The sequence below is a fragment of the Paraburkholderia sp. JHI2823 genome (assembly GCF_038900695.1).
In the GTDB taxonomy this organism is placed as follows: domain Bacteria; phylum Pseudomonadota; class Gammaproteobacteria; order Burkholderiales; family Burkholderiaceae; genus Paraburkholderia; species Paraburkholderia mimosarum.
On record NZ_JAYMRY010000006.1, the window covers coordinates 226,193 to 252,880 of the forward strand.

Genomic DNA, 26,688 nt, shown 5'->3' on the forward strand with positions numbered 1-26,688 from the left:
AGTTCTATCGTCGATCAGACCCGCCGCCAGCGCCCATTGGCAGTCGATAAGGGTGCATGGGAAAAGGCTCTTTTCACTATGCACTTACGTATCGCGCGGGGCACCGTGATTAGATACTCGCACGACAAATATTTATTGTGCAATTGAGGGGTAACCCGGCATAACGCGTGCCACAATCGCGCAGGCCTTGAGGCGCGGCAGGCGTGCGCCTTTCCGTCGTGCGCCCGCAGGGGCATGAAGAAAAAAGGTCCGGTTGGGGGCGTTGCGTGTGACCAACGGTCGCAGGCTTGTGCAGTAGGTCCCTGTTTGCAAAGGTGTGTGGAACGGCGTTATCGCGCCGGATCAGGTTTCGTCAGTCACGAAACTTCGTCAGTCACGAAACATCGCCGTCGACATAGCGCCAGCGACCGTCGCCGCCACGCTCGAAGCGGCTCGTTTCATGGAGCCGGAACGCGCGGCCGCCCGTTTTGTAGCGCGCGACGAATTCGACGATCGCATGGTCATCGTCGCATTGCTCGTGGCGCTTGATGGAAAGGCCCAGCCAGCGCGGCGCGCCTTCGGCTGCGGGGTCGACGTCGAGATCGGCGGGACAAGTCTGCGGCGCCCACGTCGCGCGCAAATATGCTTCGGCACCCAGCGCATAGGCTGTATAGCGCGAACGCATCAGTTCGAGCGCCGTGGCGGGCACGGCCGCCCCGTCGATGAAACGGCCACAGCAGTCGGCGTAGCGCGGCGCCCTGGCGGCGGGCTTCTGGTTGGGCGCGGCTCCGCCGCACGGGCAATCAACGGGCCGGGCGGCGCGAGGGGTGTCAGCGTTCATCGGTTCGGGGCTCCGTTCGCAGGCCGCGCGGGTGCGCGGGGAAGGCGAATGACGTGCGGAGCGCCATCGCCCCGCTACGCGAGGCCGCAAGCGTAGCGCAGACGAGTGGCGCTTTACCAGTCGAGTTCGGTGCCGTCGTACTGGAAGAAGCGGCCGTTGAAGACTTCGCGCGCGGCGGCCGCCTCGGCCACCACTTCGCGCATGCCGGCCACGCTCACGGCCGGGTCGATCGCCGCCTGCGCGCCGCCCATGTCCGTGCGCACCCAGCCGGGATTGAGCGCCACGCAAGTGGCGCGGCGCGTTTGCAGCGAGGTGATCTTGAGCACGTCGTTGAGCGCGGCCTTGCTCGCGCGATAGAGCCAACCGGTCGTGCCCGTGGTCTCCGCGATGCTGCCCATGCGGCTCGACAGCACGCCGAGCACGCCATGAGCCTCGTCGACGAGCGGCAGCAGGATCGGGATCAGCTGCATCGGGCCCCGCACGTTGGTGTTCATCACGTATTCGAAGTCTTCGGCGGAGATGGTTTCCACGCCCTCGGTGCGCGGACCGTACACGCCGGAGACGACGAGCGCGACGTCGAGGCGCCCACCGTCGAGCTTCCAGCCCAGCGCGGCAATGTCCTCGGGCCGTGTGATGTCGAGCTCGAAGGTCTGCGCGCCGATCTCACGCAAGACTTCGAGCGCTTCGGGGTCGCGCGCCGTGGCCAGCACGCGCCAGCCGGCCTTCACATATTGCCGCACGAACTCGAGACCCAGGCCCCGCGACGCGCCCACGATCAACGCTGTTTTCATCCCGTCACCCTTGCCATGTGTGCCTGAAACCGCTGGAGCGCGCCGCTGCCCCGTCGTGCAAAGCGGCGCGCTGTTTCAGGCGCTAGCCTACAGCAGTTCGATGCCCATCGCCGTGGCCTCTCCGCCGCCGATGCACAGCGTCGCCACGCCGCGCTTGCCCCCGCGCGCACGCAGTGCGCCGATCAGCGTGACGAGGATACGCGCGCCCGACGCGCCGATCGGATGGCCGAGCGCACACGCGCCGCCGTTCACGTTGACCTTCTCGTGCGGCAGGTCGTGCTCCTTCATCGCGGCCATCGTGACCACGGCGAAGGCCTCGTTGATCTCGTAGAGGTCGACGTCGCTCGCCTTCCAGCCCGTCTTCGCGAACAGCTTCGCGATTGCGCCCACCGGCGCCGTCGTGAACTTTGCCGGCTCCTGCGCGAAGGTGGAATGGCCCGTGACGCGCGCCAGCGGCGTGATGCCGAGTCGTTGCGCCGTCGATTCGCGCATCATCACGAGCGCCGCCGCGCCGTCCGAAATCGACGACGAGTTCGCCGCCGTCACCGTGCCGGTCTTGCTGAACGCGGGCTTGAGCGCGGGAATCTTGTCGAGGTTGGCCTTGAACGGCTGCTCGTCGCGATCGATGGTCGTCTCGCCCGCGCGCGAGGCCACCTTCACCGGCGCGATCTCCCACGCGAACGAGCCGTCTTCGTTGGCGCGCTTCGCGCGCTTGAGCGACTCGATTGCGAATGCGTCCTGGCGCTCGCGCGAGAAGCCGAACTCGCCCGCGCATTCCTCCGCGAACGTGCCCATCAGACGGCCCTTGTCGTAGGCATCTTCGAGGCCGTCGAGGAACATGTGATCGAGCACCTGGCCGTGACCCATGCGCATGCCGGCGCGCGCCTTGGGCAGCAGATAAGGCGCGTTCGACATGCTCTCCATGCCGCCCGCCACGATCACATCGGCCGATCCCGCCAGCAGCATGTCGTGGGCGAACATCGCCGCGCGCATGCCCGAGCCGCACATCTTGTTGACGGTCGTCGCGCCCGCGGCGAGCGGCAGCCCCGCGCCGAGCGCCGCTTGGCGCGCGGGCGCCTGCCCCTGCCCGGCGGGCAGCACGCAGCCCATCACGACCTCGTCGATCTGCCCGGGCGTCAGGCCTGCGCGCTCGACCGCCGCCGCGATCGCAACCGCGCCGAGCTGCGGCGCCGTGAGCGTCGCGAAGTCGCCCTGGAAGCCCGCCATCGGCGTGCGCGCCGCCGAAACGATCACGATGGCGTCCTGCTTTTGTGTCTCACTCATGTTTCCGCTCCTTGATGAATCCGGGTTGAACGTGTTTGCCGCGCTCATGCGACGCGCACGGCCGGCGCCTCGTCGCGCGCGAAGCGTTCGGGGTAGCGCACGCTAAAGCGTATGGATGTGTCGTAGGGAAAGCAGTCCGGCACCTCGCCCGCGATGAGCCGCGCGCGGCATTCCTGCCAGAGCGCGGGTTCGAAGAAGTCCGCGTGCTGCGCGAGAAATGCACGCTTCACGCGCGGATCGCCTAGCAGGAAGGTGCGGTAGGTTTCGGGAAAGATGTCGTGCGTGCCGACGGGGTACCACGGCTCGCCAGATAGTTCGTCTTCCTCATGACGCGCGGTCGGCACGGCACGTACGTTGCAATCGGTCAGGTACTCGATTTCGTCGTAGTCGTAGAACACGACGCGGCCGTTGCGCGTCACGCCGAAGTTCTTGTAGAGCATATCGCCCGGGAAAATGTTCGCGCGCAGCAGGTCTTTGACCGCGTTGCCGTATTCGCGTATGCCGTGCTCGATTTCTTCGTCGCTGCCGTTCTGCAGATAGAGGTTGAGCGGCACCATACGCCGCTCGATGTACACATGCCGGATCACGAGGTTGTCGCCCTCGAATTCGATCATCGAGGGCGCGAGCGTTCGCAGCTCGCGCACGAGCGCCTCGTCGAGCCGCGCGAGGGGCAGCGCCACGCTCGAATATTCGAGCGTATCGGCGAGCCGCCCCAGACGGTCGTGGCGCTTCACGAGCTGGTATTTGGCCACCACCTGGTCGCGCGTGGTCTCCTTCGGCGCGGGAAAGCTGTCCTTGATGACCTTGAACACATAGGGATACGAGGGCAGCGTGAACACGATCATCACCATGCCGCGGATGCCCGGCGCGACGATGAACCGGTCGCTCGAATGCGAGAGGTGGTGCAGCAAGTCGCGATAGAACAGGTTCTTGCCCTGCTTCTGCAAGCCGAGCGACGTGTAGATCTCGCCCTTTGCCTTGCGCGGCATGATGCTGCGCAGAAACTCCACGTAGGCGGATGGGACCTCCATATCCACCAGGAAGTACGAGTGCGAGAAGCTGAACAGGATGAGCAGCTGCTCGGTGCCCAGCAGCACCGTGTCCAGCGCAAGCCTGCCCGCTCCCACGTGACGGATCGGCACGACGAACGGCGCGAGCAGATCGCCGTTGATGATGCGCCCGACGATATACGCGCCCTTGTGGCGAAAGAACAGGGACGAGAGGACGTGGATCTGGAAGTTCGGCTTGGGCTCCACCACGCCGAAGTTATCGAGCATCGTCTGCATGATGCAGTCGACGTCGCGCCCGAGATCCTCGAAAGGCGTTTCGAGCTGGAAGTTCGTGACGATGCGTTCGAGCGTCGCCGCGAGACCGTCCTTGCCCGGATAGTAGGCCCGATAGGTGGGCTTCGCGGCGGGCTCGTCGTTCTCGATGTATTCCGTCGAGATGGCGGGTCGCACGAAGATGAAATCGTTGTTGAAGTACGAGCGGTGCAGGATCTTGCAGCACACGGAGTTGAAGAACGTCTCCGCGCATTCGGGCTGTCTGTGCGTCGTGAGCAGGCCGATGTAATGGAGCTTGATCTGCTGCCAGACTTCGTCGTCGATGGATTCAGCGTCGTATTCGTCTTCGAGCGCGGCTACGCACTCCTTCACTCGGTCGTCATAGGAGGCGATGCGCTCGCGCGCGAGCTGCTGCAGGGCGTGCCAGTCGGCCGCCTCGAAGAACGTCCTCGCCCTCACCGCCGCGTCGCAGAAGTTGCGGTAATGGCGGTTGAAGCCGTCGAGCATGGTCTGCGCGACATCGAAACCGATTTGCGACGAAAGCAGTTTCGGGAAGTGTTTCATGGCGGCCATGCCCGTTTCCCACTCGCGAGCGTCAGGTTTTCGCGCGCGCGGCCGGCGCACCACCGTCGTGCTCCGCCGTCTCTCCCGCCGCGCTCCTGTCGAGCAGCGTGCGCGCCTGGGCCTCGTACTGCGCGAGATCTTCGAGCGTCGCATCCAGGTCGGCGCGCTGACGCTCGAGGATCTCGCGGTGGTGCACGACCGTGTCGAGGAAGGCCTGGAGCTGCGGGAGCGTGTCGGTGGGCGACTCGTAGAGGTCGAGCAGCGTGCGGATCTCCGAGAGCGTGAAGCCGAGGCGCTTGCCACGCAGCGTCAACTTCAGGCGCGTGCGATCGCGCCCCGAAAACACGCGTTTCAACCCGCCCGCGCCTTCGCGGCTCGGCGCCAGCAGGCCCTGGTCTTCGTAGAAGCGGATCGCGCGCGGCGTTACGTCGAATTCCCGGGCAAGTTCGGTAATCGTGTACTGGGTCGTCATGATGAGCGAAGAGCGGCTGGCCCGGCGTTGTCTGCACGACGACGCGAGGGGCGATAGAATCGACGTTTACGTTATCGTCAAGTGCGCGGTTGCGCAACCGGCGACGAAAACGCAGGAGACTCGCTTTGCATGGGGCCGGAGCGCGCTGCGTGAGACCGGAGTAGGCGCCAAAGCGCCAACTCCGCATCGCAAAGTGCTGAAGCACCCACTCCGGCCGACCGTTTTACGTGGGACCAGAGGAAGCGCCTAACTCTGGTCGACAGGAGAAGACACCACCGATGAACGCACTCGAACACCAGCTCGACTATCCCTACGCCGACACCTTGCCGGAGCCCGGCGTCGCCTTCGACGTCGCGCCCGGCGTGAAATGGCTGCGCATGCCGCTGCCGTTCGCGCTCGACCACATCAACCTCTGGCTGCTGCGCGACGAAATCGACGGCCGGCAAGGCTGGACGGTGGTGGACTGCGGCATCACCAACGACACCATCAAGGCCCGCTGGGAAGAGGTGTTCGAGAATCAGCTGGAAGGCCTGCCGGTGCTGCGCGTGCTCGTCACGCACTGCCACCCGGACCACATCGGGCTCGCGCACTGGATCTGCTCGGGCGGCGAAAAGAAGCGCTGGGACGTGCGCCTGTGGACGACGCTCGGCGAATACATGCAGGCGCGCGTCATGGCGGCCGGCGACGGCTCGAACGCGGGCGGCGAAGGTGCCGCGCGCCATTTCGCGCGCCATGGTCTGCGCGATGAAACGTCGCTCGACAAACTGCGCAATCGCCGCGACTACTATGGCAGCCTCGTGCCGGCGCTCCCCCCGCAGTACCGCCGCCTGCGCGAAGCCGATACGGTGGCGATCGGCGGGCGCGACTGGCGCGTCATCACGGGCTACGGCCATTCGCCGGAGCACTGCGCGCTCCATTGCGAAGCGACCGGCGTGCTGATCTCAGGCGACATGGTGCTGCCGCGCATTTCGACCAACGTCTCGGTATTCGACATGGAGCCCGAAGGCAATCCGCTGGCCCTTTACCTCGAATCGCTCGGCCGCTATGAAGCGCTACCCGAAGACACGCTCGTGCTGCCCTCGCACGGCAGGCCGTTTCGCGGCGTGCGCACGCGCATCGCGCAGCTGCGCGCACACCACGACGCACGCCTCGCCGAAGTGATGGAGGCATGCGAGCGGGCGCCGCAAAGTGCCGCCGACATCGTGCCGATGATGTTCAAGCGCGAACTCGACATCCACCAGATGACCTTCGCGATGGGCGAGGCGCTCGCGCATCTGCATCTGCTGTGGCTTGCTGGCAAGGTCAAGCGCGCGAGCGGCGCGGACGGCGTACTGCGGTTCGCGGCCTGATATCGCGACTTGAAAAACGCGTGCGCAGGAAGAAAAACGGGCGGCTCCTTTCGGGGCCGCCCGTTTTCACCTGGCGCAAGGCATGAGAAGTGTCAGTTGCCGCCGCCGGTGATCAAATCAGCGCCCTTGGGTCGCACGAACTTGAAGGTCGAAGCCGGCAGCGACGGGTTCTTTTCAATGTTGGAGAACGTGAGCAGTGTCACGTTGCCGAACACATCGTGCAGCTCCATGGCTTCGAGACTGCCGTCGCGAAAGCCGATGCCCACGCTCTTGAACTGCGTGTCCTTCGACTTCGGGATCAGCTCCAGCCAGTCGATGCCGTTCTTCACGCCCGCATCGGAGAGCGTGAAGTTCTTCTCGAGATCGTTGCTGCCGAACAGGATCGCCGCCGGGCTCGCGCCGAGCGCGCCGCCAAGCTTGCGTTCGGTCACCTGGTTCAGGTCCTTGTCATAGACGTAGAGATTGTCGCCGTCCGACTGCAGCAGTTGCTGATACGGCTTCTCATACGACCAGATGAACTTGCCGGGCCGCGCGAACACGAACGTGCCGCTCGAAGTCTTGGCGTTCAACGTGGCCGTGGCGATGGCGTCGCTGGCGTTCTTCGCACCCGAAGGCGCCTTCAGTTCGCGCTGCACGAAGCTGCCGCGCGCGGAGTGGACCTGCGAGACGAACTGCTTGAGTTGATCGGTGCCGCTCGCATAGGCCTGCGAGACCATCAGGACCGACGCGCCGAGTGTGGCAAAAACGGTGGCGAAAAACGCGCGGCGCGCCATGCGCGCAAAGCGGGTCGGTTGTCCAGCGGGATACTGCATCTATCGTTCTCCAGGAGGGGGCGTTGGCCTTCACGAAGCCGGGCAGGCCAGCAAAGCCAGCGACGCGCAGGCCCGGCGAGGCTTATTCGGCCTCGCCGCGATTGGGCACGAGAATCTCGCGGTTGCCGCTCGACGACATCGCCGAAACGAGCCCGGACTGCTCCATCTGCTCGAGCAGCCGCGCCGCGCGGTTGTAGCCGATGCGCAAGTGCCGCTGCACGAGCGAAATCGACGCACGGCGATTCTTGATTACCACTTCGACGGCCTGATCGTACAGCGGATCGGACTCGTCGCCGGTGCCACTGGTTCCCGCAGCCGTGCCCTCGTCGCCCTCGCCCCCGACGCCGCCTTCGAGTATGCCCTCGATATAGTTCGGCTCGCCCTGTTCCTTGAGCTTGTCGACCACGCGATGCACCTCGTCGTCGCCGACGAATGCGCCGTGCACGCGCACGGGCAAGCCCGTGCCCGGCGGCAGGTAGAGCATGTCGCCCATGCCTAGCAGCGACTCGGCGCCCATCTGGTCGAGAATCGTGCGCGAATCGATCTTCGATGAAACCTGGAACGCGATACGCGTGGGCACGTTGGCCTTGATGAGGCCAGTGATGACGTCCACCGAGGGGCGCTGCGTGGCGAGGATCAGGTGGATGCCCGCCGCGCGCGCCTTCTGCGCGATACGTGCGATGAGCTCTTCCACCTTCTTGCCGACCACCATCATGAGATCGGCGAGTTCGTCGATCACGACGACGATGTGCGGCAGTTTCTGGCACGGCTCGGGATCGTCCGGCGTGAGGCTGAACGGATTCGGGATCTTCTCCTCGCGCTTGTTCGCCTCTTCGATCTTGTTGTTGTAGCCCGCGAGATTGCGCACGCCCAGCTTGCTCATGAGCTTGTAGCGGCGCTCCATCTCGGCCACGGTCCAGTTCAGCGCATTGCCGGCCTGGCGCATGTCGGTCACGACCGGGCAAAGCAGATGCGGAATGCCCTCGTAGACGCTCATTTCGAGCATCTTCGGATCGATCAGGATCATGCGGACCTGCTCGGCGCTCGCCTTGTAGAGGAGCGACAGGATCATCGCGTTGATCCCCACCGACTTGCCCGAGCCCGTGGTGCCGGCCACGAGCAGGTGGGGCATCTTCGCGAGATCGGCGCACACCGGCTTGCCGCCGATGTCCTTGCCGAGGCCCATGGTGAGCGCCGAGGGCGCGTCGGCGTAAACCGCGGAGCCGAGGATCTCGGAAAGGCGTACGGTCTGGCGGCGCTGGTTCGGCAGCTCCAGCGCCATGAAATTCTTGCCCGGAATCGTTTCCACCACGCGGATCGAGACGAGCGAGAGCGAACGCGCGAGATCCTTCGCGAGGTTCACGATCTGGCTGCCCTTCACGCCCGTGGCCGGCTCGATTTCGTAGCGCGTGACGACCGGGCCCGGATAGGCGGCCACCACGGCGACGTCCACGCCGAAGTCCTTGAGCTTTTTCTCGATGAGGCGCGAGGTGAATTCGAGCGTCTCGTCGGAGATGGTTTCCTGCGTGGCCGCCGCCGGGTCGAGCAGCGAGATAGCGGGCAGCGTGGAGTCGCCCGGCAGATCCTTGAAGAGCGGCACCTGGCGCTCCTTCTCCACGCGCTCGGAACGCTGCGGCGTGACCACGGGCGGCACGATCGTGACCGGCTCGTGTTCCTCGATCTTCACGCGGCCGCGCTCGACCTTGCCTTCGCGCTTCACGGCCGCGGCTTCGCCGAGCTTGCGGTCGCGGCCCGCCTCGCGGCGCAGCCTCGCCATGGTCACGGCGTTGATGATGTATTCGCCGACCTTTTCCGAGAGCGAGAGCCACGAGAAGCGAAAGTACAGCGAGAGGCCGATGGCGAGCGCGAGCAGCAGCGCGAGCGTGCCGCCCGTGAAACCGAGCGCGTGCGAAACGCCGCGCGCAACGGCCCCGCCCAGCACGCCGCCGGGCGCCTGGGGCAGTTGCACCTTGAGCGACCACATGCGCAGCGCTTCGATGCCGCAGCTCGAAAGCATGACGAGCACGAACGAGAGGGCTTCGGCGACCCAGCCGATGTCGCGCGGCGGGTCCTCGTCGTCGGCGTCGATCGCCTCGTGGCGCGTGATGCGCTGGTAGTTCGCGGAAATGAGGCGACCGAGCAGCACGATCCACCAGTACGCAGAAAGGCCGAAGAGCAGCAGCAGGATGTCCGAGACGCGCGCGCCGACGCGCCCCGCCCAGTTCGAGATGTGGTCGACCTGGGCCGCGTGCGTCCAGCTCGGGTCATGGCGGCTGTAGCTGATCAGCGCCATCAGCAGGAACACGCCGAGCGCGACCTGCAGAATCCAGCGGATCTCGGTGAAAAGGCGCGACATGCGGTGAGGCAATGCCTGCGCCTGCGCGGAATAGGGAGCTTTGGCCATTGAATCCTGGGCTGATTCTTGATGCGTTCGCGGTCCGCCAGTCCACTCGCCTGCCCGGCAGCGCGGGGCAGACGGACGCGCGGCCGCCTTCGTCAGATCGGGCCTATTGTAAACGCGTTGTTTCGGCCCCGGCGGCCCCTCGCTGTAAATGACGGTAACTGACAACGCCTCGGCGCGCGGCGAGATCGGCCCGCGCCGGGCTCGTCGAGCCGCCGCGCGCACCCGTCCTTGCGGGGCCGAGACTATCGCGCCGATCAGTAAGCTTCATCGAGCGCCCGGTCCCCCCGGCCTTTATAATTGCGGGCTGATGCCCAATTACCTGCGTGAGGCCCGCCGCACGCGCGGCCCGCGCCAAGCAGCGCCTTTCTACGGAATTCGATCATGTCTGCAACCAAACACGCCAAAGTCCTGATTCTCGGTTCCGGCCCCGCCGGCTACACGGCTGCCGTCTACGCGGCGCGCGCGAACCTCTCGCCGCTGCTCGTCACGGGTCTGGCCCAGGGCGGCCAGCTCATGACCACGACCGATGTCGAGAACTGGCCCGCAGACCCGAATGGCGTGCAAGGCCCCGAACTGATGCAGCGATTCCTCGAGCACGCCGAGCGCTTCAACACGGAAATCGTGTTCGATCACATCCATACGGCGAAGCTCAACGAAAAACCCATCCGCCTGATCGGCGACTCGGGCGAGTACACCTGCGACTCACTCATCATCGCGACCGGCGCGTCGGCGCAATACCTCGGCCTGCCGAGCGAAGAGCTGTACATGGGCCGCGGCGTCTCGGCCTGCGCGACCTGCGACGGCTTCTTCTACCGCAACCAGCACGTCGCCGTGGTCGGCGGCGGGAACACGGCCGTGGAAGAAGCGCTGTACCTCTCCGGCATTGCGAAGAAGGTCACGGTCATTCACCGCCGCGACAAGTTCCGCGCCGAGCCGATCCTGATCGACCGCCTGCTCGAGAAGGAAAAGGAAGGCGTGGTCGAGATCAAATGGGAACACGTGCTCGACGAAGTCAAGGGCAATGAAGGCGGCGTGAACGGCCTGCGTATCAAGAACGTGAAGACCGGCGAAACCACCGACATCGACCTGCAAGGCCTCTTCGTCGCGATCGGCCACAAGCCGAACACGGACATCTTCGAAGGCCAGCTCGAGATGAAGAACGGCTACATCATCACGAACGGCGGCCTGAACGGCAATGCCACCGGCACCAGCGTGCCGGGCGTGTTCGCGGCCGGCGACGTGCAGGATCATGTGTACCGCCAGGCGATCACGAGCGCGGGCACGGGCTGCATGGCCGCGCTCGACGCGCAGCGCTACCTCGAGACCGTGAACGAGCTTGGCCAGGCGCACGTGATGAGCGCCGAAGCCGAACGTTAAAGCGATGCGGGAGCGCCGCCTGCGAGGGCGGCCGATCCCACGCATCGAGCCTTGGGCGTCGCTCCGCTAAAATGGAGGCCTCACGCCCGACGGCACAGTAGCAACGAGGGCCGCGGCCAGCCAGCCTGCGGCCCTTCGTTTTGGTCGTTCGTAGCGGCGCATGCGAGCCGCGCAGCATCCCGCTCACGTGCGTAGCCAAACGATTTACCAGCGTCTTTCGTCATGCCCAAGAACGTGCCCCACCCGGGCGAGCCCAAGCGCCCCACGCCCGCGCGCCCTGCTCCGGCGCCCGCCGCTGCTCCGGTGGCCGAAGAAGCCGCCACCGGCAAGACAGCTTCCGGCTTTGCCGGTCTCGGCAGCCTGCGCGACGCGCTCAAGGTGCAGACGCGCCAGCGCGAGCGCGAACGCGCGGCCGCGCAAGCCGCCCGCGTCGAGGCCGCCGCCGACAGCGACCTCTTTCGCCGCGAGATCGGCCAGGTCGCGCCGCTCAAGCAGCCGCCGCGCGCGCAGCCGCGCCGCGAAACGCCCGTGCCGCTGCCGCTGCAAACGCGGCTCGACGAGCAGGCCGTGCTCCACGAAGCGATCTCCGACGAATTCGACCCCGAAGCGTATCTCGACACCGACGATTCGCTGTACTACCACCGCCCCGGCATCAGCGAAGAAGTCGTGAAGAAGCTGCGGCGCGGCACGTGGATCGTGCAGGCGCAGCTCGATTTGCACGGCATGCGCCGCGAAGAAGCACGAGAGGCGCTGCAAAACTTCATCCGCGAGGCGGGCAAACGCGGGCTGCGCTGCGTGCGCGTGATTCACGGCAAGGGCCTCGGGTCCGTCGGCAAGGAGCCGGTGCTCAAGGGCAAGGTGCGCGCGTGGCTCGTGCAGAAGGAAGAAGTCATCGCGTTCTGCCAGGCGCGGCCGCACGACGGCGGCGCGGGTGCGGTGCTCGTGTTGTTGCAGCCGCATCCGGTCGGGCACGGGCAGCATCGCGTGCCCTGAGCGCCGCAGTCTTTGCGCCTCGCGACGTAAAAAACCCCGCACGCTGCTCACGCAGCGCACGGGGTTTTTCGCATCGGGCGATGCGCGCGACGATCAGGCGACGCGCTCTTCCGTCTTCGGGTCGAACAGTACGGCCTTCGAAACGTCGAACAGCAGGTCCATGTTGTTGAGCGGTTGCGGATTCGCGCCCGGGTGCACGCGGCTCACGATACGCTTGCCATTGACCTGCGCGAATACGAGCGTGTCCGGACCGGTCGGCTCGATCACGTCGACCTTCACCGCGTGGCGCTGCAGTTCGTGGCCATGGCCGTCGTGCGAGCTGCGCGCGTCGGTGATGCGTTCCGGACGCAGGCCCAGCACCACTTCCTGGCCAATATGGCCGCGCACCTTGTTCGCCTCGAACGGCAGGTTCAGGACGCTGCGCGCGATACCCGTATCGAGCTCGATGCCGATGCCCGAACCCTGCTCCACCAGCTTGCCTTCGATGAAGTTCATCGGCGGCGCGCCGATGAAGCCCGCGACGAAGAGATTCGACGGCGAATCGTAGATCTCCTGCGGTGCGCCGAACTGCTGGACGATGCCGTCCTTCATCACCGCTATGCGGTCGCCGAGCGTCATCGCTTCGATCTGGTCGTGGGTCACGTAGACGATCGTCGTGCCCACGCGCTGATGCAGCAGCTTGATTTCCGAGCGCATCTCGATGCGCAGCTTCGCGTCGAGGTTCGAGAGCGGCTCGTCGAACAGGAACATCACGGGATCGCGCGCGAGCGCCCGGCCCATCGCCACGCGCTGGCGCTGGCCGCCCGAGAGCTGGCCCGGTTTGCGGTCGAGCAGGTGCTCGATCTGCAGCAGCTTCGACACGCGGCCGACGATCTCCGTCTGCTCGTTCTTCGGCACCTTGCGGATGTTCAGGCCGAACGAGATGTTCTCGCGCACCGTCATCGACGGATACAGCGCGTACGACTGGAACACCATCGCAATGTCGCGGTCCTTCGGCGAGAGGTTGTTCACCACCTTGCCGTCGATGGCGATCTCGCCCTTGGTCACGGTTTCGAGACCCGCGATCATGTTGAGCAACGTCGACTTCCCGCAGCCCGAGCCGCCGACCAGAATCAGGAACTGGCCGTCTTCGATGTCGATGTTCACGCCCTTGAGGACGGGCACCCCGTTCGGGTAGGTCTTGTAGACGTCGCGAATGGAAAGGCTTGCCATGCTATGAATCCTTTAATCGAATGCGCGCACTATCGCGCGGTTAGCCCCGCAGTTAGCCCCGCGGTTAGCCCTTCACCGCGCCCGCCGTGAGGCCGCGCACGAAGTAGCGGCCGGCGATCACGTAGACGAGCAGCGTGGGCAGCGCGGCGATGATCGCGCCGGCCATGTCGACGTTGTATTCCTTCACGCCCGTGGACGTGTTCACGAGATTGTTCAGCGCCACCGTGATCGGCATCGAATCGACGCCCGAGAACACGATACCGAACAGGAAGTCATTCCAGATCTGCGTGAATTGCCAGATCAGGCACACCATGAAGATGGGCAGCGAGATCGGCAGCATGATGCGCGTGAAGATCATGAAGAAGCCGGCGCCGTCGATGCGCGCGGCCTTCACGAGCTCGGCGGGCACGCTCACGTAGAAGTTGCGGAAGAACATCGTGGTGAACGCGATGCCGTACACGACGTGCACCAGCACCAGGCCGCCGATCGTGTTCGAAAGGCCGAAATAGCCCTGCAGACGCGCCATCGGCAGCAGGATGGCCTGGAACGGAATGAAGCAGCCGACCAGCAGCATCGTGAAGAGCGCATCCGCGCCGCGAAAACGCCAGTGCGTGAGCACGTAGCCGTTGAACGCGCCGATGATCGACGAGATCAGCACGGCCGGAATCACCATCTTCACCGAGTTCATGAAGAACGGCTGCATGCCGTCACAGCGCACGCCGGTGCAGGCTTCGCTCCACGCCTTGACCCACGGCGCGAAGGTCGGGCTCGTGGGCAGCGAGAGCATGGTGCCCGTGTGGATCTGGTCGAGCGACTTGAACGACGTCGACAGCATCACGTAGAGCGGAAACAGGAAGTACAACGCGAACAGGATCAGCGCCGCATAGATGACCACGCGGCTCACGTTCATCTTAGGCTGCATTGCGCGTGCTCCTCGATTCCAGATACATGAGCGGCACGAGCACGGCCACGACAGTGGCAAGCATCATCATCGACGAAGCTGCGCCGACGCCGAGCTGCCCGCGGTTGAACGAAAACGTGTACATGAAGATGGCCGGCAGCGACGACGAGGTGCCCGGGCCGCCCGCGGTCAGCGCGACGACGAGGTCGAACGTCTTGATCGTGATGTGGCAGAGGATCAGCAGCACCGAGAAAAAGACCGGACGCATGCTCGGAATCACGATCTTGCGGTAGATCGTGGGCAGCGTCGCGCCATCCACCTGGGCGGCCTTGAAAATCTCGCTGTCCACGCCGCGCAGGCCTGCCAGGAAGAGCGCCATGCAAAAGCCCGTGGACTGCCAGACGGCGGCGACCACGATACAGAAAATGGCCTTGTCCGGGTTGTTCAGCCAGTCGAGCTGAAAGCTCGTCCAGCCGATGCTGTGCATCACCTGCTGAATGCCGAGGTCGGGATTGAAGATCCACTGCCAGGCCGTGCCCGTCACGATGTACGAAAGCGCCATCGGATAGAGGAACACGGCGCGCAGCGCGCCTTCCTGGCGAATCTGCTGGTCGAGCAGGATCGCGAGGAACAGCCCGAGTGCCACGCAAATCGCGATGAACGGGATGCCGAACCAGCCGAGGTTCTGCGCCGACGTCCACCAGACGTCGTTGGCGAACAGCTCGCGATAACGGTCGAGACCCGCGAATTCATAGCGCGGCATCAGTCGCGAAGTCGAGAGCGACAGGTAGCCGGTAATGAGTATGAAACCGTAGACGAATATGAGGCTGATCAGAATGCTGGGCGAAAGCACCAGCTTCGGGATCCAGCGGTCTGCGAGCGCCGCCATCGGCGACGCGCGGCGTGTAGCAGGCGTCGCCGCCTTGCCTTTGCCGCTAAGAGAAGCAGTCACTGCGCAACTCCTGGTACGGTGCGAAAGGACGCATATGGCCCAAAGCGTCCTTACGCACGATGATGGGGCTCAGAGGTGAACCGTCATGCCCGGGGCGCGCCGCGAGCGGCACACCCCGTCTTGCTTCACAACATTACTTCGCTCACTTCGTCTTCGCAGCCTTCGCGAGCGCTTCCACCGCGCTCTTCGAATCCTGGTTCGAGTTCATGAACTTCGTCACGACGTCGGTGATCGCACCCGCCGCGGCGTCGGGCTGAGCCATGCCGTGCGCGAGCGACGGCACATAGCCGCCGGCCTTGATCGCGATTTGCTCATCCGCGTACGACTTCTTGGCGCACGCGTCGAACTTGCTCATGTCCACGCCGAGGCGCACCGGAATCGAGCCCTTGTACAGGCTGAACTGCTCCTGGAACGACGGGCTCATGATCGTCTTCGCGAGTGCGATCTGGCCAGGCGTCGCGGCCTTTTGGCCCTTCTGCTGGAAGAACACGAACGAGTCGACGTTAAAAGTGTAGGCCTTCGCGGTGCCCGGCACAGCCGCGCAAACGTAGTCCGTATCCGGCTGCTTGCCCGCGTTCGCGAACTCGCCCTTGGCCCAGTCGCCCATGAACTGCATGCCGGCCTTGCCATTGATGACCATGGCCGTGGCGAGGTTCCAGTCGCGGCCCGTGCGGCCGTTATCCATGTACGACTCGATCTTGCGGACCGTGTCGAACACGTTGACCATCTGCTGCGACGTGAGCGTCTTCTGGTCGAGGTCGACGAGCGCCTTCTTGTAGAAGTCCGCGCCCTGCGAGAGGACCACGTCTTCCCACAGCGTCAGGTCCTGCCACGGCTGGCCGCCCGCTGCCACCGGCTGGATGCCTGCGGCCTTCATCTTGTCGGCCAGCGCGAAGAATTCCGGCCACGTGGTCGGCGCCTTGCCGCCCACCTTGTCGAGCGCTGCCTTGTTGATCCACACCCAGTTCACGCGGTGCACCGAGAACGGCGCGGCGACGTAGTGGCCGTCGGCGTGCATGATCTTGTCGATTTGCGGCGGGAGGTTGGCTTTCCAGTCGGTTGCGGCGGAGTCGACGTTGACCAGCACGCCCTGCTCGGCCCATTCCTGGATCAGCGGACCCTTGATCTGGGCGGCCGTCGGCGCGTTGCCCGAGATCACCTGGGTCTTCAGCGCGGTCATGGCCGCCGCGCCCGCGCCACCGGCGACCGCGAAGTCCTTCCACACGTAGCCCTGCTTCTGCATGTCGTCCTTGAGGACGCCGACGGCCTTCGACTCGCCGCCCGAAGTCCACCAGTGCAGGACTTCGAGTGACTCTGCTGCTTGCGCCGTAGCGACGCCGCCCATCAGACCTGCGGCGCACAGGGCGCCCATGATCGCGCGGAATTTCATTGCTTATCTCCTCCAGACACCTGAACAAAAAACGATTGGCCCCTGATCGCCAGGGTGCGGTGGTTGGTCAAACAGGCAAAAAACAGGCAAAACACTGGACGGACGGGAGCCGGAGTGCCGCGCGCGTGCTTTTTCATTAGATGCGCGCGGGCCGCGTGCCGGTTACCGGCCGCAGGACGCTCAAGAGATGAGTGGTTCGGAATGCAACTTGACTGTCTCCTCTTTTGATTTTCACCGGCCATCTGGCCGGCCGAGGTGCCGCTTGCGTCACGCGGCGTTGAAGCCCCATCACGTGGCGAACCGGGCGCACGACTCAGTATCTAGCCGGGCTTTGTCCCGCGATGTTCTCCATTACCATGAGGGGGCATTCCGTCCGCTCGGGAAACCGCACCAGACCGCCTTGAAGGCCGCGCCTCACGCTTTTTTCATCGATTGAACGTTACCTCTTGATTTGGATTGTAGTTAAACTACAATTCAGTGTCAAAAAAAATTTTATCGGACTACGGCCGCCCGATCGCCCCCATCGCGCCCACTCTCAGGGCAACCGATGTACCCTGCTGCGGCCCCTCAGGACAGTGACGGAGACTCATGCAAAACACCGATTCAGGTTTCACGTTCGTGCTCTTCGGCGCCACCGGCGATCTGTCGATGCGCAAGATTCTCCCGGCCCTGTATGAAGCGCACCGTTCAGGCATGCTCGCGGAAACCGGCAAGATCGTGGGCGTTGCGCGTCACGAAGAAGATCGTGCCGAATACGTCCAGTGGGTCGACGACCACGTCAAGCCGCACGTCGCCAAAAACGGCGGCTACGACGACAAGGCGTGGGCCAGCTTTCTCGAGCGCATTGTCTATGTGAAGCTCGATCTCTCGCGCGCCGAAGACTTCACGCACCTGCGCGACGGCATCGCGGCCCTGCCCGGCATCCGCGTGTTCTATCTGGCCACAGGCCCCTCGCTCTTCGTGCCGATCTGCCGCGCGCTCGCCGCCGTGGGTCTGAACGAGAACGCGCGCATCGTGCTGGAAAAACCGCTCGGCTACGACCTCAAGTCGTCGAATGCCATCAACGACGCCGTGGGCGAGATCTTCGCCGAAGGCCAGATCTACCGGATCGACCACTACCTCGGCAAGGAGCCGGTGCAGAACCTGCTCGCGCTGCGCTTCGGCAACGCGCTCTTCGAGCCGCTGTGGCGCCGCGAATGGGTGGAGAGCATCCAGATCACGATTGCCGAGGAACTGGGCGTCGAAGCGCGCGGCGATTTTTATGACAACACTGGCGCGCTGCGCGACATGGTGCAAAATCACCTGTTGCAGTTGCTCTCGATCGTCGCCATGGAGCCACCGCATTCGATGGATTCGGATTCGGTGCGCGACGAAAAGCTTCGCGTGCTGCGCGCGCTCAAACCGGTCAACCCGCTCGATATCGGCAAGGTCGCGGTGCGCGGGCAGTATCACGCGGGCGTGATCCGCGGCCAGTCGGTGCCGGCCTATGCGACCGAGCAAGGCGTGAAGCCCGACAGCCACACCGAGACCTTCGTCGCGCTCAAGGTGGAGATCGAGAACTGGCGCTGGGCGGGCGTGCCCTTCTTTCTGCGCACCGGCAAGCGGCTTGCCGACCGCGTGGCCGAGATCGTCGTGAACTTCCGCCCCGTGCCGCATTCGGCGCTCGGCGCGCCGGCGCTGCGCCCGGGCGCGAACCGCCTCGTGATCCGTCTGCAGCCGAACGAGAACATCCGCCTCTACTGCCTCGCGAAGCAGCCCGGCGAAGGCATGAATCTCGCGAGCGTGCATCTGGATCTCGCGTTCGACCGGTTCTTCCGCGAAGGCCAGATGGAGGCCTACCAGCGCCTGCTGCTCGACGTGATCAACGGCCGCCTCGCGCTTTTCGTGCGCCGCGACGAGCAGGAAGCGGCGTGGAGGTGGGTCGAGCCGATCCTGAACGAATGGGCCGCAACGCCCCGCGCGCCCAAGCCGTACGCGGCGGGCACGTGGGGACCGGCGGCTTCGAGCGCGATGCTCGCGCAGCACGGCACCTGCTGGCTCGAAGAAGAGAACTGATGGAATGACATGGCGGCGCGCCCGGTTCGCGCGACGCCGGAACGCAAAGATGAACGACCCCGTAGACCTACAAGAAAGCAGCATGGAGGAGAAGTGATCGAGCTTCACGTATTCGACGACCCGCGCGTCCAGTCCGACGCGCTGGCGCGAGCCGTGGGCGACGCGCTGCAGGCGTCGCTCGCCGCCCAGCAAGCCGCGCCCGGCGCGACGGCGCGCCGTGCAACGCTCGCTGTCTCCGGCGGGACGAGCCCGCGCCCCTTCCTCGAGGCCCTTTCGACGCATCGCTTCGACTGGGCGCACATCGACGTCACGCTGGTCGACGACCGCTGGGTGCCCGAAACCGATCCCGCGAGCAACGCGCGCCTCGCGCGCGAGACGCTGCTCACGCACGAAGCGGCCCACGCGCGCTTCCTGCCGCTCGTGGACGTGGCGCACGATCTCGACGCGCACGTCGCCGCGCTCAACGCCGATCCGGCCCGCATGCTGCCGAACGTCGCCGTGCTCGGCATGGGCGAGGACGGCCACACGGCCTCGATCTTCGCCGACGCCCCCGAATGGCACGAGGCCATCACGACCGCGCGCCCGTTCGTCGCCGTGCATCCGCAGGCGGCGCCGCACGCGCGCGTCTCGTGGTCGATGCAGGCGCTGCGCCAGGTCGATCGCCTGTTCCTCTTGATCGCCGGACAGCGCAAGCTCGAAGTGCTGCAACAGGCCGCCGCGGCCGAACAAAACAACGCCATCTCGAAGCTGGCGAACGACAAGGGAGTGAGACTCGATGTCTACTGGTGCGCCTAATAAAAACGCCCCTGGCGCAGGCCAGCACGCGGACGGACCGAGGCTGCTCGCCGACATCGGCGGAACCAACGCGCGCTTCGCGCTGGAAACGGGCCCGGGCGAAATCGGCCAGGTGCGCGTGTATCCGTGCGCGCAGTATCCGGGCGTCGCGGACGTGATCCAGCAATACCTGAAAGACAACAAGATCGGCCGCGTGAATCATGCGGCCATCGCGATTGCGAATCCGGTCGACGGCGACCAGGTGCGCATGACCAATCACGACTGGACCTTCTCGATCGAAGCGACGCGCCGCGCGCTCGGCTTCGATACGCTGCTCGTCGTGAACGACTTCACCGCGCTCGCCATGGCGCTGCCGGGCCTTACCGATTCGCAGCGCGTGCAGGTGGGCGGCGGCCAGCGCCGCCAGAACAGCGTGATCGGCCTGCTCGGGCCGGGCACGGGTCTCGGCGTATCGGGCCTCATTCCCGCCGACGACCGCTGGATCGCGCTCGGCAGCGAAGGCGGCCACGCCAGCTTCTCGCCGCAGGACGAGCGCGAAGACATCGTGCTGCAGTTCGCGCGCAAGAAGTGGCCGCACGTGTCGTTCGAGCGCGTGTGCGCGGGACCGGGCGTGGAGCTCATCTATCGCGCGCTGGCCGCGCGCGACAAAAAGAAACTGCCCGCGGATATCGACCCGGCCGAGGTCGTGAAGCGCGCCCATGATGGCGAGCCGCTCGCGCTCGAGACCGTCGAATGCTTCTGCGGCATTCTCGGCAGCTTCGCGGGCAACATCGCGATGACGCTCGGCTCGCTCGGCGGCATCTATATCGGCGGCGGCGTGGTGCCGCGTCTGGGCGAACTCTTCATGCGCTCGTCGTTCCGCCAGCGCTTCGAGGCGAAGGGCCGTTTCGACACCTATCTCTCGAACGTGCCCACCTACGTCATCACGGCCGAGTATCCGGCGTTCCTCGGCGTCTCGGCCATTCTCGCGGAGCAGCTTTCGAACCGCGCGGGCGGCGGTTCGTCGGCCGTGTTCGAGCGCATCCGCCAGATGCGCGATGCGCTCACGCCCGCCGAGCGCCGCGTGGCCGACCTCGCGCTCAACCATCCGCGCTCGATCATCAACGATCCGATCGTCGACATCGCGCGCAAGGCCGACGTGAGCCAGCCCACCGTCATCCGCTTCTGCCGTTCGCTCGGCTGCCAGGGCCTTTCCGACTTCAAGCTCAAGCTCGCCACGGGCCTGACGGGCACGATTCCGGTGAGCCACAGCCAGGTGCACCTGGGCGATACGGCCACCGACTTCGGCGCGAAGGTGCTCGACAACACCGTCTCGGCGATTTTGCAGCTGCGCGAACACCTGAACTTCGAGCACGTCGAGCAGGCCATCTCGCTGCTCAACGGCGCGCGCCGCATCGAGTTCTACGGGCTCGGCAACTCGCACATCGTCGCGCAGGACGCGCACTACAAGTTCTTCCGTTTCGGCATCCCGACGATCGCCTATGGCGACCTGTACATGCAGGCGGCCTCCGCCGCGCTGCTCGGCAAGGGCGACGTGATCGTGGCCATCTCGAAGTCGGGCCGTGCGCCGGAACTGCTGCGCGTGCTCGACGTCGCCATGCAGGCGGGCGCGAAGGTGATCGCCATCACCTCGAGCAACACGCCGCTCGCCAAGCGCGCGACCGTGGCGCTCGAAACCGATCACATCGAAATGCGCGAATCGCAGCTTTCGATGATCTCGCGCATCCTCCATCTGCTGATGATCGACATCCTCGCGGTGGGCGTCGCGATCCGCCGCGCGTCGCCCGATGCGGACCTGAGCAACGCCGTCGAAAAGGCCCGCGAGCATGCCGACGACGACGCCTCGGCCGTGCTCGACTGGCTGAGCCACGGCGCGTCGTCCACGGCGCGCGACTAAGGCAGGCTCGATCGGGGCAATAAAAAATGGGACGCCTCGGCGTCCCATTTTTCTTCGGCGATCGGTTCGACTCAGGATGCTGCCGTTTGCGCGGCGCCCGGGGCCGGCGTGCCATGCCACTTCACGACGAGGGCGCGCCCGAACCATGTCAGCACGCCGCACGCGCCGATCGTCACCCCCATGCCGAACGGCGATACCCCCGGAAACGACCCCACCACGGCGCTGGCGAGCGCGCCGAGGCCGAGCTGCGTCGCGCCGAACACGGCCGCCGCCGCGCCCGCGTTCTTCGGGTAGCGATACATGAGATCGGTCGCGCAGTTCGCACCGAGCAGACCCACCACGCCCACGACGAAGAACAGCCCCGCCACGATCGACCACAGGCCGCCCCAACCGGTCACGCACATCAACGCGACGAAGAGCGACGCGCCCGCGCTCAGCGCCGCCGCATGCGAAATCATGCGCAAGGTGCCGAGACGCCCGATCAAGCGCGTGTTGAGGAAGTTGCCGAGCATGATGCCGAATACGTTAGCGCCGAAGAAGAATCCGTAATGCTGCGGCGAAACGTGGAAATACTCGATGTAGACGAACGGCGTGGCCGAGATATAGGTGAACATCGCGGCGAACGCCATGCCGCCGCAGAGCATATGCCCCCAGACGAGCGGATCGCGCAGCAATCGCCCGTAGGCCGCAAACGAGCGCAGCACGGCCGCGCTCTCGCGCTTTTCGGACGGCCAGGTCTCGGGCACGCGCAGGTAGGCTGCCACGCCGCACGCGAGGCCGAACAGGGTGAGCGCCCCGAACACCACACGCCAGCCGCCGATCAGCAGCAACTGTCCGCCGATGAGCGGCGCGAGCAGCGGCCCTATCGCCGTGACGATCGCGACCATCGAGAGCACCTTGGCCGCATCGGATGGCTCATGGGCATCGCGCGCGATGGCCCGCGCGAGCACGGAGGCCGCCCCCGCGCCGAGCGCCTGCAGGAAGCGCACGATCACGAGTTCGCCGACCGAGAACGAGAACCAGCAGCCGACGCTGGCCACCGTGAAGAGCGCGATGCCGCCCAGCAGCACGGGGCGGCGGCCGTAGGCATCGGACATGGGACCGTAGAGCAGCATGCCGATCGAAAAGCCGGCCATGAAGCTCGTGAGCGTCGAAGCTGCTGCGGCGGCACTCACGCCGAATGACTGCGCGATGGCCGGCAGGCTCGGCAGGTACATGTCGGTGGCGAGCGGGCCGCAGGCGGCGAGCGCGCCCAGCAGCAGGATCAGCCGGCCATCGGGCCGGCGGCGCGGGGAATGGGACATGGTGTAGGTGGCGGCGGACGGTGCTCGGCTCGCGCGCGCTCTTGAGGTCGTGGGCCGATTTGTGGCCGATTCTTTGCCGATTCATGGCCGATTCTTTGCCGCCCCGGCACCAGGCGGCGCAAAGCGGCGCGAGGCTGAACGAGAGGCGGCGAAAAAGCGGCAACGGTGCCGCCGAATTGTACCTGACGACTATCGGCTCTCAGACTCCAGTCAACAAGCGGCATCTTCGCAGCTTGCGCCAACCCTTGCCCCGCCCGATCGGCGTGACTCCGGTACAATTTCGTGAGATCGGCCCCGTCGCGCGGGCCCTGGCGCCGCGGCACGGGTTCGTCCCCCCGCGCACTGCAGGCGCGAACGTCGGCGCACCCCGGATGCACAGCGCTCGCTCGCCGGCCACGTCCGCGCGTGCCTGCCCAGCACTCGCCACACCACTTTCGCAGGTCCAGCACTCATGTCCAACACCCAGTCCAGCACGCACAACCGCAACGAAGCCCTCTTCGAACGCGCCCAGCGCACCATTCCGGGCGGCGTGAATTCGCCCGTGCGCGCGTTCCGCTCGGTCGGCGGCACGCCGCGCTTCATCGAGCGCGCCCAGGGCCCGTACTTCTGGGACGCCGAAGGCAAGCGCTACATCGACTACATCGGCTCGTGGGGCCCGATGATCGTCGGCCACGTGCATCCGGAAGTGCTCGAAGCCGTGCAGCGCGTGCTTGCCAATGGCTTCTCGTTCGGCGCGCCCACCGAGGCCGAGATCGAGATCGCCGAGGAAATCTGCAAGATCGTGCCGTCGATGGAGCAGGTGCGCATGGTGTCGAGCGGCACCGAGGCGACCATGAGCGCGCTGCGTCTCGCACGCGGTTTTACGAAGCGCGACCGCATCGTGAAGTTCGAGGGCTGCTACCACGGCCACGCCGACAGCCTGCTCGTGAAGGCCGGCTCGGGCCTGCTCACGTTCGGCAACCCGACCTCGTCGGGCGTGCCCGTCGATATCGCGAAGCACACCACCGTGCTCGAATACAACAACGTCGCGGCGCTCGAAGAAGCGTTCAAGGCGTTCGGCGACGAGATCGCTGCCGTGATCGTCGAGCCGGTCGCGGGCAACATGAACCTCGTGAAGGCCACGCCGGAGTTCATCGGCGCATTGCGCAGCCTCACCGCGAAGCACGGCAGCGTGCTGATCTTCGACGAAGTGATGTGCGGCTTCCGCGTCGGGCTGCGCGGCGCGCAGGCGCTCTATGGCGTCGAGGCGGACTTGGTGTGCCTCGGCAAGGTGATCGGCGGCGGCATGCCGGCGGCGGCGTTCGGCGGCCGTCGCGAAATCATGGATCACCTGGCGCCCAACGGCTCGGTGTACCAGGCGGGCACGCTCTCGGGCAACCCGATCGCCGTCGCGGCGGGCCTGAAGACGCTCCAGCTCATTCAGGCCCCCGGCTTCTACGAGCAGCTCACGGCGAAGACCGCGCGTCTCGCGAAAGGCCTCTCCGAAGCCGCGCAAGAAGCGAAAGTCCCGTTCGTCGCGGATTCGGTGGGCGGCATGTTCGGCCTCTATTTCGCCGACTCGGTGCCGGGCAGCTTCGCCGAAGTCACGAGGAGCGACATCGCACGCTTCAACCGCTTCTTCCATCGCATGCTCGATGCGGGTGTCTACTTCGCGCCCTCGGCCTACGAGGCGGGCTTCGTGTCGAGCGCGCACGACGAGGCGCTCCTCGACGAGACGATCGATGCCGCGCGCCGCGCGTTCGCTGCGGAAGCCGCGGCTGAAAACGTGACGCAATGAAGCGCAGCAAGGCGCGCCACGCCATCGCCGGAAGGCGAGGTGACGCGCCCCGCCGCCCCCCACCCTGACCGCCGCCCGGGAGAAAGCCCGACGATGTTTTCGCAATCCGATTTCGTCCACATGGAGCGCGCGCTCGCCCTCGCGCAGCGCGGCCTTTACACGACTGACCCGAACCCGCGCGTGGGCTGCGTGCTGGTGAGGGATGGCGTGGCGATCGGCGAAGGCTTCACGCAGCCTGCCGGCCAGGATCATGCCGAAATCCAGGCGATGAAGGACGCCCGGGCGCGCGGCCACGACCTGCGCGGCGCGACCGCGTACGTCACGCTCGAACCGTGCAGCCACTTCGGCCGCACGCCGCCCTGCGCGAACGCGCTGATCGAGGCGAAGGTCGCTCGCGTGATCGCGGCGATGGAGGACCCGAACCCGCTCGTGTCCGGGCGCGGACTGGCGATGTTACGCGACGCGGGCATCGACGTACGCTGCGGGCTGCTCGCCAACGAGGCGCGCGAGCTCAACATCGGTTTCGTTTCGCGCATGACGCGCAAGCGTCCGTGGGTGCGCATGAAGGTCGCCGCATCGCTCGACGGCCGCACTGGCCTGCCCTCTGGCGAGAGCCAATGGATCACGGGCGAAGCGGCGCGCGCCGACGGCCACGCCTGGCGCGCGCGGGCCTCGGCCATCCTCACGGGTATCGGCACGGTGAAGGAAGACGACCCGCGCATGACCGTGCGCGCCGTCGACACGCCGCGCCAGCCGAGGCGCGTGCTGATCGACAGTCGGCTCGACGTCTCACCGCTCGCGCAGATCTTTGTGGGCGCGCCTACGCTAGTGTTTTGCGCCTCGCTCGACGCGAGCAACGAAGAACGCGCCGATGCGTTGCGCGCACGCGGCGCCGAAATCGTCGCGCTCGGCAACGAGCACGGCAAGGTCGATCTGCCCGCCATGCTCGGCGAGCTGGGGGCGCGCGGCGTGAACGAGCTGCACGTGGAGGCCGGCTACAAGCTCAACGGCTCACTGCTGCGCGAAGGCTGCGTGGACGAGCTGCTGGTCTACGTGGCGCCGTCGCTGCTCGGCACGAACTCGCTCGGCATGATCGACATCGCCGCACCCGCGACACTCGACGAGCGCACGCGCCTCGCCTTCCATTCCGTCGATCGCATCGGCAACGACCTGCGCATTCTGGCGCGCGTCGTCACGACGCAGGACGCCTGACCTCACAGATGCACTGAACACAAGGAACAGCACGATGTTTACCGGAATCGTCGCGGCAGTGGGCCGCATCGAATCGATCCGCCCGCTCGGCACGGATGCCGACGCCGGCGTGCGCCTCACCGTCAACGCGGGCAGCCTCGGCCTCGACGACGTGCAGCTCGGCGACAGCATCGCGATCCAGGGCGCATGCATGACCGTCATCGAGAAGTCGGCGGTGAGCTTCGACGTCGACGTCTCGCGCGAAAGCCTGAACCGCACCGTGGGCCTCGCGGCAACGGGCGAAGTGAATCTCGAAAAGGCGCTGCGCGCGCACGACCGCCTGGGCGGCCACATCGTCTCGGGCCACGTGGACGGCCTCGGCACGGTCACGCGCTTCGCCCCTGTGGGCGAGTCGCACGAACTGCGCATTCTCGCGCCGGCCGATATCGGCCGCTATCTCGCCTACAAGGGCTCGATCACCGTGAACGGCGTGAGCCTGACCGTCAATTCGGTCGACGACCGCGCCGACGGCTGCGAATTCTCGATCAACCTGATTCCGCACACCGTGGAAGTGACCACGCTGAAGCATCTTCAGGCCGGCACGAAGGTGAATCTCGAGATCGATCTGATCGCGCGGTATGTGGAGCGGATGCTCTCAGCCGAGAAAGCCGCCAACGCGGCCGCGCAAGACTGACGAACCGCGGGCCCAGCGCCACGCATGCCCTGGGCGAGTGCAAGCAGGCTCGCCTGGGCGCTGATAGAATCTAGCCTTTCTCACGCGCTCGCCGCACGGCGCGCCGCGTTCCACTCACCACCCAAATCGAACAAGGAGGCCCAGTTGGCAACAATTGAAACGAGCGCCGCCATGCCGATGGTCCGGGTGATGTTGCATGTCGCGTCTTGCAACGCGACGTTCCCGCTCCCAGCGCTGCCATAGCGCGCGCGGCGCGGCATGTTTTCGAACGCCGCGCGCCGCAGTTCCACGAATTTATCCGCGACTTCGAGGTTGGGCCGCCGGGCAATGGCCCGGGCGCGCGAATCCCGTTCTTCGCGTTTTTTCACGTT

The 26,688-nt window shown here is 65.9% G+C and carries 22 protein-coding genes; 9 read left to right on the plus strand and 13 right to left on the minus strand.

Features of this window, described 5'->3' with window-relative positions; all coding sequences use genetic code 11:
- Nucleotides 1–373 precede the first annotated feature (373 nt).
- From VSR34_RS10040 to VSR34_RS10060, 5 genes are all read right to left on the minus strand, one after another.
- Nucleotides 374–820: a YchJ family protein gene (locus VSR34_RS10040; protein ID WP_342962413.1), complete on the minus strand. Its 447-nt coding sequence runs from the start codon at nt 818–820 to the stop codon at nt 374–376.
- 113 nt (nt 821–933) lie between these two features.
- On the minus strand, nt 934–1,611 hold the full coding sequence (locus VSR34_RS10045; protein WP_028211589.1) for an SDR family oxidoreductase: 678 nt from the start codon (nt 1,609–1,611) through the stop codon (nt 934–936).
- An 87-nt stretch (nt 1,612–1,698) separates the two neighbouring features.
- Entirely contained in the window at nt 1,699–2,895 is a 1,197-nt protein-coding gene (locus VSR34_RS10050; protein WP_028211588.1) for an acetyl-CoA C-acetyltransferase, read from the minus strand.
- Nucleotides 2,896–2,939: 44 nt separating this feature from the next.
- Entirely contained in the window at nt 2,940–4,742 is a 1,803-nt protein-coding gene (aceK, locus tag VSR34_RS10055) for a bifunctional isocitrate dehydrogenase kinase/phosphatase (RefSeq protein ID WP_342962430.1), read from the minus strand.
- Between the two features lie 31 nt (nt 4,743–4,773).
- Nucleotides 4,774–5,214, minus strand: coding sequence for a MerR family DNA-binding transcriptional regulator (locus VSR34_RS10060; protein WP_028211586.1), 441 nt, complete (start codon nt 5,212–5,214; stop codon nt 4,774–4,776).
- 278 nt (nt 5,215–5,492) lie between these two features.
- On the opposite strand from VSR34_RS10060, the gene VSR34_RS10065 reads away from it, so the two are divergent.
- A complete protein-coding gene (locus VSR34_RS10065) occupies nt 5,493–6,563 on the plus strand; it encodes an MBL fold metallo-hydrolase (protein WP_028211585.1) in 1,071 nt (356 codons plus the stop codon).
- A gap of 92 nt (nt 6,564–6,655) precedes the next feature.
- On the opposite strand, the gene lolA is transcribed toward VSR34_RS10065, so the two are convergent.
- A complete protein-coding gene (lolA, locus tag VSR34_RS10070; protein ID WP_042289200.1) occupies nt 6,656–7,336 on the minus strand; it encodes an outer membrane lipoprotein chaperone LolA in 681 nt (226 codons plus the stop codon).
- Between the two features lie 121 nt (nt 7,337–7,457).
- A complete protein-coding gene (locus tag VSR34_RS10075) occupies nt 7,458–9,779 on the minus strand; it encodes a DNA translocase FtsK (protein WP_028211583.1) in 2,322 nt (773 codons plus the stop codon).
- Nucleotides 9,780–10,160: 381 nt separating this feature from the next.
- Here VSR34_RS10075 and trxB point away from each other — a divergent pair, with 381 nt between their 5' ends.
- Together trxB and VSR34_RS10085 are read left to right on the plus strand one after the other, a co-directional pair.
- Nucleotides 10,161–11,156 carry a thioredoxin-disulfide reductase gene (gene trxB, locus VSR34_RS10080; protein ID WP_342962414.1) on the plus strand — a complete coding sequence of 332 codons (996 nt, stop codon included), beginning with the start codon at nt 10,161–10,163 and terminating at the stop codon, nt 11,154–11,156.
- 222 nt (nt 11,157–11,378) lie between these two features.
- Nucleotides 11,379–12,149: a Smr/MutS family protein gene (locus VSR34_RS10085; protein ID WP_028211581.1), complete on the plus strand. Its 771-nt coding sequence runs from the start codon at nt 11,379–11,381 to the stop codon at nt 12,147–12,149.
- A gap of 93 nt (nt 12,150–12,242) precedes the next feature.
- Here the strand turns inward: VSR34_RS10085 and ugpC are convergent, their stop codons facing one another.
- From ugpC to VSR34_RS10105, 4 genes are all read right to left on the minus strand, one after another.
- Entirely contained in the window at nt 12,243–13,361 is a 1,119-nt protein-coding gene (ugpC, locus tag VSR34_RS10090) for a sn-glycerol-3-phosphate ABC transporter ATP-binding protein UgpC (protein WP_028211580.1), read from the minus strand.
- Nucleotides 13,362–13,425: 64 nt separating this feature from the next.
- Nucleotides 13,426–14,283: a carbohydrate ABC transporter permease gene (locus tag VSR34_RS10095; protein ID WP_028211579.1), complete on the minus strand. Its 858-nt coding sequence runs from the start codon at nt 14,281–14,283 to the stop codon at nt 13,426–13,428.
- Nucleotides 14,273–15,214 carry a sugar ABC transporter permease gene (locus VSR34_RS10100; RefSeq protein ID WP_028211578.1) on the minus strand — a complete coding sequence of 314 codons (942 nt, stop codon included), beginning with the start codon at nt 15,212–15,214 and terminating at the stop codon, nt 14,273–14,275. Before VSR34_RS10100 ends, VSR34_RS10095 begins: the two co-directional genes overlap by 11 nt.
- A 142-nt stretch (nt 15,215–15,356) precedes the next feature.
- Nucleotides 15,357–16,604 carry an ABC transporter substrate-binding protein gene (locus tag VSR34_RS10105; protein WP_028211577.1) on the minus strand — a complete coding sequence of 416 codons (1,248 nt, stop codon included), beginning with the start codon at nt 16,602–16,604 and terminating at the stop codon, nt 15,357–15,359.
- A 588-nt stretch (nt 16,605–17,192) separates the two neighbouring features.
- Here VSR34_RS10105 and zwf point away from each other — a divergent pair.
- The 3 genes from zwf (at nt 17,193) to VSR34_RS10120 (ending at nt 21,351) form a co-directional block, all read left to right on the plus strand.
- Nucleotides 17,193–18,659: a glucose-6-phosphate dehydrogenase gene (gene zwf, locus VSR34_RS10110; protein ID WP_028211576.1), complete on the plus strand. Its 1,467-nt coding sequence runs from the start codon at nt 17,193–17,195 to the stop codon at nt 18,657–18,659.
- A 93-nt stretch (nt 18,660–18,752) separates the two neighbouring features.
- A complete protein-coding gene (gene pgl / locus VSR34_RS10115) occupies nt 18,753–19,454 on the plus strand; it encodes a 6-phosphogluconolactonase (protein ID WP_028211575.1) in 702 nt (233 codons plus the stop codon).
- On the plus strand, nt 19,435–21,351 hold the full coding sequence (locus tag VSR34_RS10120; protein ID WP_342962415.1) for a bifunctional transcriptional regulator/glucokinase: 1,917 nt from the start codon (nt 19,435–19,437) through the stop codon (nt 21,349–21,351). The genes pgl and VSR34_RS10120 overlap by 20 nt, the downstream gene beginning before the upstream one ends.
- A 71-nt stretch (nt 21,352–21,422) precedes the next feature.
- Here the strand turns inward: VSR34_RS10120 and VSR34_RS10125 are convergent, their stop codons facing one another.
- The gene (locus VSR34_RS10125; RefSeq protein WP_342962416.1) at nt 21,423–22,655 is read right to left on the minus strand and encodes a Bcr/CflA family multidrug efflux MFS transporter; all 1,233 of its coding nucleotides are present in this window, start codon (nt 22,653–22,655) and stop codon (nt 21,423–21,425) included.
- A gap of 451 nt (nt 22,656–23,106) precedes the next feature.
- Here VSR34_RS10125 and hemL point away from each other — a divergent pair, with 451 nt between their 5' ends.
- From hemL to VSR34_RS10140, 3 genes are all read left to right on the plus strand, one after another.
- On the plus strand, nt 23,107–24,432 hold the full coding sequence (hemL, locus tag VSR34_RS10130; protein WP_342962417.1) for a glutamate-1-semialdehyde 2,1-aminomutase: 1,326 nt from the start codon (nt 23,107–23,109) through the stop codon (nt 24,430–24,432).
- A gap of 93 nt (nt 24,433–24,525) precedes the next feature.
- Nucleotides 24,526–25,644 carry a bifunctional diaminohydroxyphosphoribosylaminopyrimidine deaminase/5-amino-6-(5-phosphoribosylamino)uracil reductase RibD gene (ribD, locus tag VSR34_RS10135; protein WP_342962418.1) on the plus strand — a complete coding sequence of 373 codons (1,119 nt, stop codon included), beginning with the start codon at nt 24,526–24,528 and terminating at the stop codon, nt 25,642–25,644.
- A gap of 34 nt (nt 25,645–25,678) precedes the next feature.
- Nucleotides 25,679–26,317: a riboflavin synthase gene (locus tag VSR34_RS10140; RefSeq protein WP_028211570.1), complete on the plus strand. Its 639-nt coding sequence runs from the start codon at nt 25,679–25,681 to the stop codon at nt 26,315–26,317.
- A gap of 80 nt (nt 26,318–26,397) precedes the next feature.
- On the opposite strand, the gene VSR34_RS10145 is transcribed toward VSR34_RS10140, so the two are convergent.
- Nucleotides 26,398–26,685 (minus strand): hypothetical protein, encoded by a 288-nt coding sequence (locus VSR34_RS10145; RefSeq protein ID WP_342962419.1) that lies wholly within the window; start codon nt 26,683–26,685, stop codon nt 26,398–26,400.
- Between the last annotated feature and the right edge of the window lie 3 nt (nt 26,686–26,688).

Excerpts from the sequence above, each read along its gene's own strand:
- VSR34_RS10040 (WP_342962413.1), bottom strand. The coding sequence starts at position 820 with ATGAACGCTGACACCCCTCGCGCCGCCCGGCCCGTTGATTGCCCGTGC.
- VSR34_RS10045 (WP_028211589.1), bottom strand. The coding sequence starts at position 1,611 with ATGAAAACAGCGTTGATCGTGGGCGCGTCGCGGGGCCTGGGTCTCGAG.
- VSR34_RS10050 (WP_028211588.1), bottom strand. The coding sequence starts at position 2,895 with ATGAGTGAGACACAAAAGCAGGACGCCATCGTGATCGTTTCGGCGGCG.
- aceK (WP_342962430.1), bottom strand. The coding sequence starts at position 4,742 with ATGAAACACTTCCCGAAACTGCTTTCGTCGCAAATCGGTTTCGATGTC.
- VSR34_RS10060 (WP_028211586.1), bottom strand. The coding sequence starts at position 5,214 with ATGACGACCCAGTACACGATTACCGAACTTGCCCGGGAATTCGACGTA.
- VSR34_RS10065 (WP_028211585.1), top strand. The coding sequence starts at position 5,493 with ATGAACGCACTCGAACACCAGCTCGACTATCCCTACGCCGACACCTTG.
- lolA (WP_042289200.1), bottom strand. The coding sequence starts at position 7,336 with ATGGCGCGCCGCGCGTTTTTCGCCACCGTTTTTGCCACACTCGGCGCG.
- VSR34_RS10075 (WP_028211583.1), bottom strand. The coding sequence starts at position 9,779 with ATGGCCAAAGCTCCCTATTCCGCGCAGGCGCAGGCATTGCCTCACCGC.
- trxB (WP_342962414.1), top strand. The coding sequence starts at position 10,161 with ATGTCTGCAACCAAACACGCCAAAGTCCTGATTCTCGGTTCCGGCCCC.
- VSR34_RS10085 (WP_028211581.1), top strand. The coding sequence starts at position 11,379 with ATGCCCAAGAACGTGCCCCACCCGGGCGAGCCCAAGCGCCCCACGCCC.
- ugpC (WP_028211580.1), bottom strand. The coding sequence starts at position 13,361 with ATGGCAAGCCTTTCCATTCGCGACGTCTACAAGACCTACCCGAACGGG.
- VSR34_RS10095 (WP_028211579.1), bottom strand. The coding sequence starts at position 14,283 with ATGCAGCCTAAGATGAACGTGAGCCGCGTGGTCATCTATGCGGCGCTG.
- VSR34_RS10105 (WP_028211577.1), bottom strand. The coding sequence starts at position 16,604 with ATGAAATTCCGCGCGATCATGGGCGCCCTGTGCGCCGCAGGTCTGATG.
- zwf (WP_028211576.1), top strand. The coding sequence starts at position 17,193 with ATGCAAAACACCGATTCAGGTTTCACGTTCGTGCTCTTCGGCGCCACC.
- VSR34_RS10120 (WP_342962415.1), top strand. The coding sequence starts at position 19,435 with ATGTCTACTGGTGCGCCTAATAAAAACGCCCCTGGCGCAGGCCAGCAC.
- VSR34_RS10125 (WP_342962416.1), bottom strand. The coding sequence starts at position 22,655 with ATGTCCCATTCCCCGCGCCGCCGGCCCGATGGCCGGCTGATCCTGCTG.
- hemL (WP_342962417.1), top strand. The coding sequence starts at position 23,107 with ATGTCCAACACCCAGTCCAGCACGCACAACCGCAACGAAGCCCTCTTC.
- ribD (WP_342962418.1), top strand. The coding sequence starts at position 24,526 with ATGTTTTCGCAATCCGATTTCGTCCACATGGAGCGCGCGCTCGCCCTC.
- VSR34_RS10140 (WP_028211570.1), top strand. The coding sequence starts at position 25,679 with ATGTTTACCGGAATCGTCGCGGCAGTGGGCCGCATCGAATCGATCCGC.